Source organism: Planktotalea sp., from assembly GCF_039984035.1.
In the GTDB taxonomy this organism is placed as follows: domain Bacteria; phylum Pseudomonadota; class Alphaproteobacteria; order Rhodobacterales; family Rhodobacteraceae; genus Planktotalea.
The window spans coordinates 1-10,407 of the sequence record NZ_JBDWVM010000165.1 but is presented as its reverse complement, the minus strand read 5'-3'; the positions used below and the strand labels follow the sequence as shown (position 1 = coordinate 10,407).

At 52.9% G+C, this 10,407-nt stretch carries 10 protein-coding genes; 5 read left to right on the top strand and 5 right to left on the bottom strand.

The genetic code is table 11. The features are described from left to right. The 5 genes from ABJQ89_RS07455 to ABJQ89_RS07435 all read right to left on the bottom strand — a co-directional run. Positions 1 to 890, bottom strand: an 890-nt coding sequence (locus ABJQ89_RS07455) for a calcium-binding protein (protein ID WP_348495625.1), incomplete at its 3' end; no start/stop codon positions are given. 41 nt (positions 891 to 931) lie between these two features. Beyond that, a complete protein-coding gene (locus tag ABJQ89_RS07450; RefSeq protein ID WP_348495624.1) occupies positions 932 to 2,767 on the bottom strand; it encodes a glycosyltransferase in 1,836 nt (611 codons plus the stop codon). Then, positions 2,764 to 4,314 (bottom strand): hypothetical protein, encoded by a 1,551-nt coding sequence (locus tag ABJQ89_RS07445; protein ID WP_348495623.1) that lies wholly within the window; start codon positions 4,312 to 4,314, stop codon positions 2,764 to 2,766. The genes ABJQ89_RS07450 and ABJQ89_RS07445 overlap by 4 nt, the downstream gene beginning before the upstream one ends. Positions 4,315 to 4,398: 84 nt before the next feature. After that, positions 4,399 to 5,619: an NAD-dependent epimerase/dehydratase family protein gene (locus ABJQ89_RS07440; protein WP_348495622.1), complete on the bottom strand. Its 1,221-nt coding sequence runs from the start codon at positions 5,617 to 5,619 to the stop codon at positions 4,399 to 4,401. A 304-nt stretch (positions 5,620 to 5,923) separates the two neighbouring features. Next, positions 5,924 to 6,256, bottom strand: coding sequence for a metalloregulator ArsR/SmtB family transcription factor (locus ABJQ89_RS07435; RefSeq protein WP_348495621.1), 333 nt, complete (start codon positions 6,254 to 6,256; stop codon positions 5,924 to 5,926). Positions 6,257 to 6,394: 138 nt separating this feature from the next. On the opposite strand from ABJQ89_RS07435, the gene ABJQ89_RS07430 reads away from it, so the two are divergent. The 5 genes from ABJQ89_RS07430 to sulP all read left to right on the top strand — a co-directional run bounded on the left by ABJQ89_RS07430 (position 6,395) and on the right by sulP (position 10,271). Continuing rightward, on the top strand, positions 6,395 to 7,258 hold the full coding sequence (locus ABJQ89_RS07430; protein ID WP_348495620.1) for an MBL fold metallo-hydrolase: 864 nt from the start codon (positions 6,395 to 6,397) through the stop codon (positions 7,256 to 7,258). A gap of 6 nt (positions 7,259 to 7,264) precedes the next feature. Next, the gene (locus ABJQ89_RS07425; RefSeq protein WP_348495626.1) at positions 7,265 to 7,693 is read left to right on the top strand and encodes a YeeE/YedE thiosulfate transporter family protein; all 429 of its coding nucleotides are present in this window, start codon (positions 7,265 to 7,267) and stop codon (positions 7,691 to 7,693) included. Then, on the top strand, positions 7,693 to 8,127 hold the full coding sequence (locus ABJQ89_RS07420; RefSeq protein WP_348495619.1) for a DUF6691 family protein: 435 nt from the start codon (positions 7,693 to 7,695) through the stop codon (positions 8,125 to 8,127). Before ABJQ89_RS07425 ends, ABJQ89_RS07420 begins: the two co-directional genes overlap by 1 nt. Beyond that, entirely contained in the window at positions 8,124 to 8,462 is a 339-nt protein-coding gene (locus ABJQ89_RS07415) for a sulfur transferase domain-containing protein (RefSeq protein ID WP_348495618.1), read from the top strand. Before ABJQ89_RS07420 ends, ABJQ89_RS07415 begins: the two co-directional genes overlap by 4 nt. Positions 8,463 to 8,546: 84 nt before the next feature. Continuing rightward, positions 8,547 to 10,271, top strand: coding sequence for a sulfate permease (gene sulP, locus ABJQ89_RS07410; RefSeq protein ID WP_348495617.1), 1,725 nt, complete (start codon positions 8,547 to 8,549; stop codon positions 10,269 to 10,271). Positions 10,272 to 10,407 lie beyond the last annotated feature (136 nt).

Here is a 10,407-nt window from a genome sequence, read left to right as displayed (position 1 = left end):
AGTTGATCGTTGTCGGCACGTCCAAACAAAATGTCAGCGCCTGAACCACCGTTCAATTCGTCATTACCAGAATTTCCAGCCAAACGGTCGTTACCCGCACCGCCATTGAGAACATCGTCCTGTTGGCCGCCCCAAAGCGAATCCGCGCCAGCGCCGCCATCCAATGTATCCGCGCCGTCGGCGCCGTACAGTTTGTCATCCCCAAGGCCGCCTGACTGAATGTCATCGCCCTCTCCACCGTAAAGACGGTCATGCCCGCCTAGGCCAGACATGACATCCGCGCCGCTGCCACCGAACAAGGCATCATGCCCCTGCCCGCCATTCAGATCGTCTGCGCCTGCGCCACCAAAGAGCCGGTCACTTCCTTGACCACCTTCAAGGCTGTCGTTTCCTGCGGAACCCACCAGTTTATCATTACCAGTTCCACCAAGAAGCGTGTCGTTATCTGCACCGCCGAACATATTGTCCGATCCGCTATCGCCTGCCATTAGGTCAGAACCGATGCCGCCGTAAAGTTGATCGTTTCCTGAGCCGCCTGACATAATGTCATTGCCAGCGCCGCCCCAAAGTCGGTCGTCGATGCCACCGCCTCCAGAACCTTCGCTTTGACCACTGCCTGTGTCACCACCTTGGATGACATCATCGCCGCTGCCGCCAAACAAGCGATCCTGACCCGATTCACCGAAAATTTGATCGTTTCCAGACCCGCCGCGCAGGGTGTCTCCGCCTGAGGCGCCGTAAACAATATCATCGCCGCCTTGGGCATGAACATTGTCTGCACTATTGCCTGCATGGATCGTGTCGTTCCCGTCTTTTGCGTGAATACGATCGGGGCCATTTGCACCCGCAATCGTTTCTTCTTCTATCGTCCCATAAATGTGTCTGGGCATTTCGTTAGACCTTTCAGTTTCAGTGAGTGGATGCGCAGCAATTAGGCCACGCGGGTTGGTTTATTGGGAACGATGTCGAAGCGGATCACGCGCTCGAGGTCCTCGGCCTCCACATCGATCAAGATGCTCAGCATGGATTCCAGCGTGAAATAAGAACGCAACACTCGAAAGATCAGATACTCCGGCAAAGCGAGAAGACCGCGAGGGACACCGTTCAAAAGCGAAGCAACCACCGCCATAATCGCGGGAGCACCAGTGGTCACCGCGACGATGGATTGCCAAACAATCGGGGAGTTTTCATTGAAGGCCAGTCCCCATTCGAGACAGCCAAAGATGATCAAAGGCACCAGCATTGCGCGGCGGGCTGAGTTGATCAGCATATAGGGAAGAATGACCTTGCCGCGCAGGGTCAAATTCGGGCCATAAATCAGATCACGGCAACGCGAAGAGATATGGTAGACCGAGCGGAACCAACGCATCCGTTGCTCGCGCATGTGGCTATAGGACGATGGCACCTCTGAGACGTAGCGAATTTTAGGATCTACGACAGAGTGGAACCCGAGCTCGCCGATGCGCAGGGAAATATCGGTGTCTTCGCCATTCATGCCTTCGACGAACCCGCCCAAGTATTTTGGGTGGTGACTGCGGTAGACAACGAACATCCCCGGAATGCCTACGACACCATTCACCGCGCCCATCGCAACTGAATAAAAACCGTGTTTCACCAAAACTTCGAGAAGGCGCGCGCGATCAAACAAGGCACCGCCCGGTGGAACTGGGACGCCACCGACCACGCCAACGGCTGGATCGGTGAAATAGGGCATGGCGCGACTAAAGTTATCTTCGCCCACCAATGTATCCGCATCGACCCTCACGAGGAATTCCGTCTCACAAGCCTCTAGACCTGCGTTAAGCGCATTAGATTTTCCGGGTTTTGGGACGTTGATCACACGACCCTTTGCGGCCTTGCAGGCCTTCAGAGTTTCGCGCGCAATCTCTTCCGTGTTGTCGGTAGAGTTATTGTTCATGATCAGGATATGCACATCGCCGCCATAGTGCGCAGCTGCGCGGTCCATCGCATTGATCGTATCTTTGATGATGTAGCTCTCATTATGCGCAGGCACGATGACAGAAACAGCAGGTTTGAAATTCTGCTTTTTCGCGGTCAAGACATCGTAGATCGCCAATCCATAAAGCTGCGCAAAAAGCACTGGTAGGAACAAGAACACACCAGGCCCAATACCGCCTAGGAGCGACCAACTGCGCATAACTTCGACAGCATGTAATTTCATGCTGCCAATCCAAATTGAAATACCCGCAGCAATCGCGATTGTGACCCCGAGACGCAAAAGGGCGCGCATTTGGCTGACAGGGATATGTTCGATGCGAATGCGCGCTGGCATAAATCCGCGCTCTAAGAGTTTGAAAGAATAAACCGCAAAGCCGAATAAACCTGAGGCAATCGCACTGAAATGTAGAGAGAATGATGTTCCTAACCCCGTTTCAGCCAACACATTGGCGAGATCAAAAATCGCGCAACCGACCAGAAATGTAAGCGTCAGATCCAACGCAAACAATGTGCGCACTTTGATGTTCCCAGAGCTGAACGCTGCGAAGGAGACAAAGAAGGAAATCAGAAAAATACGGATCGCAATTGCGTGGCGTCCCGAATGGACCGAGAAAACGTAGTCCCGATTGGGGAAGATGTTCGAAACCAAGTCGGTGTTAACGATCCAGAGTTGCGCGGCAGCGATTACGGTAAAAAGCGCCAGCATTTTTGGAGCCTGCCATTCCGAGACCGGACCAGCAAAACGTTTTGGCGCACTGTCAACAGAGATGAAGTTGATGTGTTCGCGTTTATCCTCAAGCTCGCTCATCCCTCCGCCTCCTCAAAAGTGGAGGTGTCTGGCGTCACCAATATTGCAAGATCAGTGTGCGGAAGGGCATCGCCTGTCGTCCATTTAGTGACAGCCAAGCCCTCACCGGAGGCATCACGTGTGACGAACCATGCGCGCCCGACATCGGGCAATGGCAGCGTCTTGTGATCGCGGCCCAAAACAGTGACATGGGTTTTCGCCCCTGCCGCCTTGAGTTCCGTTCCAACCGGTATGACGTGGTCCAACAGCTGGATCGCAGCATCAGCATCAATCGCAGACAAAGTAGACGTCATATCAACATTCACTGGCCCGACGGATCGGAGAGTGTCCTGCAATTCGGACATCGCATCCGCAAAAGGGGTTTCGCTCGCAATGAGACGCGTCTGAGGCAACATTTCTGCGATCAGTTCTGGGCCCTGGTCACAAATTCCATTCACGGCGTTCGTGCTTGTTGCGACGACTTCAAGAGCATTGCTGCCAGCTTGGATAGTCGCGGGAAGATCAATCAGAGCGTGGAAGTTCGTCTGCGCCCCATCAACTTGATCATGGAAAACCAAGCGCTTGTTTAGCGTTACGGTCAATGTCCAATTCTGACCTTCGATCAGACGACCAAAGAGAAGATGTAAGTCCAATTGACTGGGCATAGGCTGTTTGGAATGCCCGACCAGATCGAACCCGTCACGCCAAACCACTTGACGGTGAAACCGACGCAGCCCTGCGTTGGCTCCCTCTTCGGCCAGTTGACCCGTTTTGAGCACCTTAACTTCAGGTGCAGGCATGGCAGAAAAGGCCGCGCGCAGCTCGTTTGTAGTCAATCCCTCTTCTGATAGGTTCGAAGGTGCAAAATGCGCTGTTAACCCACGACGTTGGAATTGGGTCGCAAGGACCAAACGGCGCAATTGCTCGTCTTGCTGCAGCCATTCAGGCCAAGCGACGCGTGCGACATTTCCCCAGCTGTAAATTTGGTCGCGCGGACTTTGCTGTGGTTGATCCAGCGTCACGTAAATAGCGCTGGTCGTTTCAATCTCTACGACGGCTTCTACACCATCTTGCGGACCGCACTGAGTATGAGGACCGGTCCCTTTCAAAGAGAAAGAAACGACCAGTTGATCCCCTGCAAAATCCTCCGGTGAAAGCGGAATTTGCAAGGAACGACCTGCCTCGCCTGAATGCAGCAACATCTCTGCGCGACGAGTATTGCGGATGGAAATGCGCAGCACCCCTTCCACACCCTCGAGGACTTGAGATGTTGCATCGATTTGAAGGTATCCAGACGTAGGGCGTGCATCAACTGGCAGGTTGAATGCAACGCTCTGGTAGGCAGGCAAACCGGAAAGAATGACAGGATGGTCTGGGTTGGTTCGCAGAATCTTTGCCTCATGCGGGTCTTGCGCTAAGGCTGGTGTTCTGTGTTCAAAAACCAATTGGGGGCCATCTGTTATTTCTCGAACGTAACGCTCGCCACGTTCAAGAATGTTCATTGTTGAAAGCAGGAGGGCGATGCCTGCGAAAAGAAAACCTAAAAGCCCAATGCCAATCATGCGCATACTGTTCACCGTAATCTGATGCTGAAATATCCGAGGACGCCGAACCCACCTTCACGCTGGTTCGGCGACCCTGATTTCATGGGGTTAGCCCGCTTTGCGAACCTCTAGCATTACGACGCCAGGGTTTTGGCGGTCTGTCCAAGTGGACACACACGGGATCATGTCGTGGATACAGCGGTCCGCATATTTTGCTGCGATTTGCTGTGTTTCCTCGATCAACCCTTCTGCCAAGGTGACTGGTTTCAAGCCCAAAGACAGGAAAGTCTTGTTGGACACACGCAGATCGTTTTCCGCAGCTTCATTGCGCGGGTTATCCACGTTCGCGACAGTCGCGCCGGACACGTTCGCCACCAAATGGGCCAGCGTGCGCACCGTGTGGGTCTCTGTCATTTGGTTCAAGATTGCGACTTTGCTGCCTTTTGCAGGTGGGTTTTCCACCGCAATCGCAAGGCATTTTACAGTATCCTGAATGTGAATGAATGCACGTGTCTGTCCGCCAGTTCCATGCACTGTCAACGGGTGACCCACTGCCGCCTGCATCAAGAAACGGTTCAAAACAGTACCGTAGTCACCGTCGTAGTCAAAACGGTTGATGAGACGTTCATCCAGACGTGTTTCGTCTGTTTGCGTGCCCCATACGATACCTTGGTGCAAATCCGTGATCCGCAAGTGATCGTTCTTGGCGTAGAATTGGAACAACAGCTGATCCATGGACTTCGTCATGTGATAAACGCTGCCCGGGTTGGTCGGATACAGGATATCGCGCTTCATGATCTGCTTGTCATCGCCTGGAACGTAGACTGGTAGATATCCTTCTGGGATTTCGAGGCCATCGTCGTCGTAGCCATAAACGCCCATCGTACCGAGGTGCACAAAGTGCGGATCAAGGCCCAGATCGACAGATGCAGCCAGCAGATTGTGTGTACCTGAGATATTGTTGTCGACAGTGTAGCGCTTCTCGCCCACACCCTTCATTGAATATGGCGCAGCGCGCTGTTCACCAAAGTGAATAACTGTATCGGGTTTAACAGAGGCCAGCAGGTCTGTGACGGCCTCAAAATCACGGGCAACATCGATGTTTTCAAATTCAATTGTTCGGCCTGTGTGCTCTTTCCAAGCAGCAAGGCGATCAGCCATAGAAGCGATCGGCGTCAAGCTATCTGCACCCAGTTTTTCGTCGATTTCACGGCGAGACATATTGTCTACGATTGTGATGTTGTGTCCCAGTTGGGACAGATGAAGTGCTGTGGGCCAACCGCAAAAACCGTCGCCACCAACCACAATAATGTTCTTAACCTGTGTCATGTCATGTTCCTTTCCTGGGTCTTTCGGGCGACCCGCTGTGAAGATGTCCAAGGAGTAATGACACTTTGGCCGTGTGGCTTTGCCCCAGAGGCATAGCTCTCGGGGCATTTGTAGAAACAGCTACCCCAAGGGATAGAATGTCTCGACTTTCGGTGACTCTAGATACGCCTTTCCCGCACGCTCGGAGCCGTCTGTTGGTCTGCAAAACGACAGGCTGACATGAATGATTCTAAGTTTTCTTTAGCAATGCACCTATTGCAGACAGAGGAATCACCTCGCCTAAGCGACCGAGAAACAACGTCTTTTAGGCGCAAAACCTTGCGTAGAGGACTTCGATGAGATCACGCACCGTAGGATCGGCAATCGAATACAAAATTTGACGGCCATCGCGGCGCCCCGCCACGATGCCTTCATCCCTGAGCCGCCCAAGGTGCTGCGAGATAGCAGATTGGCTCGCTCCAACTCGAGCTTCGATCTCGGCCACCGAAAGCTCTTTGTCGAGTAGGACGCAAAGCACCTTTAACCTGTCACGATGCGCCAGAGACTTCAAAAACTTCGCAGCCTGATCCGGAGCCTCAACATTGTTTTCGGTGAACGCGAACAATGCATCCAGTGGTAAATTGGTTTTCGTATCCATAGTGATCTGGCCTTCATTTCACATCACAAACATAACGTCGAATTTAATATATTCAACTTTTCAAATATATTCTCTCCAGACACATTGACATATTATATAATCTTAATATGTCTTGTGCCATACAATTGGAGATCCCTCATGACACCAGACGTGACACCCTTCTTCGACGAAGTTACGAATACAGCCTCTTTCGTGGTTACCGACCCCGAGACGCGCCACTGTGCCATCATCGATTCCGTTTTGGATTTTGACTATGCGTCGGGCCGAACGGATTTTCACTCAGCCGATGAAATTATTGAATTTGTGCAAAACAACGGTTTGCAGGTTGATTGGGTTCTTGAAACCCATGTGCACGCGGACCACCTGAGCGCAGCCCCCTATCTACAGGAAAAGCTTGGCGGCAAGATCGGGATTGGCGAAAACATCACCGTTGTCCAAGATACATTCGGCAAGGTATTCAACGAAGGTAGCGAATTTCAACGCGATGGTAGCCAGTTCGACCGGCTGTTCATCGAAGGAGATACGTTTGAGATTGGCGCACTCACCGCGTCCGTTCTGCACACCCCGGGACATACGCCTGCCTGCCTTACATATGTGATCGGGGATGCCGCCTTCGTCGGTGACACGCTCTTTATGCCAGACTTTGGCACTGCACGTGTTGATTTCCCGGGTGGCTCGGCTGAAATGCTTTACGCTTCGGTGCAGAAGCTTTTTGCGCTGCCAGATGCGACGCGCGTTTTCGTTGGACATGATTACAAGGCACCCGGCCGCGATGAATTCGCGTGGGAAACCACGATTGGTGAGCAAAAGTCGCTGAACAAACACGTTGGGCAAGGCCGCGCTGAAAAAGACTTCGTCGCCCTTCGAACGCAGCGGGACGCCGAATTGTCAATGCCGCGACTGATCGTGCCCTCGCTTCAGGTGAATATGCGCGCAGGCAACATGCCCCCCAGCGAAGAGGACGGGAACGTCTATCTCAAAGTTCCAGTGAACAGGATCTAAATCATGATTGAACAAAGTTTTATATATGGCGCCCTTGGTGGGTTGGTCATTGGCCTTGCAGGCGCTGTTTACCTTCTTGGGAACGGGCGCGTCATGGGGGCAAGTGGCATTATCGGCGGGCTTGTAGACGGTTCAGGACGCTCAACACTACGAGATCGCGTGTTGTTCATTGCGGGCCTTATCGCAGCTCCATGGCTGGCGTTAACCTTCAGTGGAAAAACAGCAGAGACCAACATCACCTCCGATCCTGTCATTCTGATTGTTGCAGGTGTTTTGGTTGGACTGGGCGCACGTTTGGCCAATGGCTGCACAAGCGGACACGGGGTGTGCGGTATCTCACGCCTCTCACTTCGCGGTATCGCAGCAACCGTTTTTTACCTTTTGGCAGGCGGGCTGAGCGTCCTTGTCTTTAAACACATTCTGGGAGTGATCTAATGCGTGGGTTAATTTCATTCACAAGCGGTAGCCTCTTTGGGCTCGGACTTTTGATTTCTGGCATGGTCGACACCAATCGTGTCCAAGGGTGGCTCGATATTTTCGGGGACTGGGATCCGACGTTGGCATTTGTATTGGGCGGCGCCATTCTACCGATGGCAGCGGCGTGGCAAATTGCCGAACGCCGCAAGACAGCATGGGTTGGCACCCCCATTCCCGCGAGAGCAGAGCAAAAGATCACCAGAGATCTGGCCATTGGCTCAGCCATTTTTGGCGCAGGCTGGGGTCTTGCAGGCCTATGTCCAGGCCCGTCCTTTGCGGCATTGTCGTTCGCTGGATGGCAAGGCATCGTATTTGCGATTGCGATGATATGCGGCATGTTGATCGCTGTTCCAACCAAGCGCCTTCGCTTCTTTTCCAGCGAGGCGGCATGATGGACCTTACGCATTTGTCGGATAATTTCAGCGTCTCCCCGCAGATTACCGAACATGATCTTAGGGTTCTTGCTCAGGGCGGATTTACAGATGTCATTTGTTATCGCCCCGATCATGAACACCCGAGTGAGACAATCTCAACGCGCGTTGCTAAGGCCTGCGCCGCACTGGGTCTGTCCTTTCACTATCACCCGTTCGCTCCGGGCGAGGCATTTGAAACTCAGGCCAAAGACCTCGCACAGTTGATGTCGAAACCGAACATCAAGGTCTGCGCCTATTGCCGCTCCGGAGCACGTGCAGCCAATGTTTTCGCGCAAGTTTCGGCGCCGACCTAACCATCTGGCTACAAATTAACGACACCAAGGACGTGCGAACAACAAACGCCCTTTGCTTTCCAACTTAATCAAATGAGGCTTGCGATGTTCTCGCGGTATTTTCCAATCCTGAAATGGGCACCCAATTACAATAGAGAAGCGTTTTCTGCCGATGCTATTGCTGCAGTTATTGTGACGATCATGTTGATCCCGCAATCATTGGCTTACGCTCTACTGGCAGGACTACCGCCTGAAATTGGGCTTTACGCATCAATTGCGCCCTTGGTGATCTACACTGTTTTTGGAACGTCCATGACTCTGGCCGTCGGGCCTGTGGCGGTAACGTCCTTAATGACCGCCTCAGCCGTTGGCGAGCTAATGACACAAGGCACGCCAGAGTATCTAGGCGCTGCCATCGTCCTTGCGCTAATCTCAGGGATCATATTGATCGTCATGGGCATCGCGCGGCTGGGCTTTCTCGCCAACTTCCTAAGTCACCCTGTGATTTCGGGTTTCATCACAGCAAGTGCTGCGATCATTGCTATCAGCCAGATGAAACATATCTTTGGGATCGATATCCATGGGCACAACCTGATCGAACAAATCACTAGCCTGATTTCTGGCTTACCAAACGCCAATCTTGCGACGATGGCGATCGGAGCTGCCGCAATCGGATTTCTGGTCTGGTCTCGCCATCGCCTGACACCGAAGCTTATGCAGATCGGTTTTTCCAAGCAAATGGCAGGCAGCGCGTCTAAAGCTGCGCCTGTCGTGGCCGTCATTGCAACTACGGTAGCTGTGTGGGCGCTTGAATTGCAATCCGCAGGCGTCGCTATCGTCGGTGACATTCCACGCGGTTTGCCCACACCGGCGCTTCCTGCCTTCAACACAGAGCTTTGGAGCATGCTTTTCCTACCCGCCTTAATGATCGGTATCGTCGGCTATGTCGAAACCATTTCTGTCGCTCAAACACTTGCGGCCAAGCGGCGCGAACGGATTGATCCGGATCAGGAACTGATCGCAATGGGCGCCGCCAATGTCGGCGCCGCCGCTTCTGGCGGATTCCCTGTGACGGGTGGGTTTTCGCGCTCCATCGTTAACTTTGATGCTGGCGCACGTACTCCCGCAGCTGGGGCGCTGACCGCAATTGGCATCGCCATTGCGACACTATTCCTAACCCCGCTGCTGTTTTTACTTCCCAAAGCGACACTCGCCGCGACAATCATCGTCGCGGTCTTGACGCTCATTGATGTCGAAACGATCAAACGCACATGGCTTTATTCAAAATCAGACTTTGCAGCCATGCTGGGTACGATCATCGGCACTCTTATATTTGGCGTCGAAATCGGCATAACCATTGGCGTACTTTTGTCTCTTATCTTGTTTCTAGCCAGAACGTCCCGCCCCCACGTCGCTATCGTCGGGCGCGTTCCTGAAACCGAACACTACCGTAATATCAAGCGTCACGATGTGGAGACCTTCCCCAGTGTCCTGTCGATCCGCATTGACGAAAGCCTTTATTTTCCGAACGCCCGTTTCCTTGAGGATACAGTGAACGAAACGATCTCGGGGCGGCCTGAAATTCGTGACGTGATTCTTATGTGCTCGGCTGTAAATTCGATTGATGCCTCAGCTTTAGAGAGCCTCCATCATATCAATCTGAGACTTAAAGATGCAGGCGTTTTGTTGCATCTCAGCGAGGTAAAAGGACCAGTCATGGATCGGTTAAAGCGCTCGCCTTTCCTAACCGAGTTGTCGGGTCAGGTTTTTCTTAGCCAGTTTGAAGCGGATCAACGGCTACAAGATAAGAATACCTTGCCGTCGATTTAGTCTGCGATCCAGACACCGCCCGTGCACAATCTCGCAAGCGCATCCGTTTGCGGGCTAATACCCCGAAACGAACAGGAAAGCCCAAAACGTTCTAGAGCAACGCCGCTAGACTATTCTCAAGATCATCGGGAAGGGT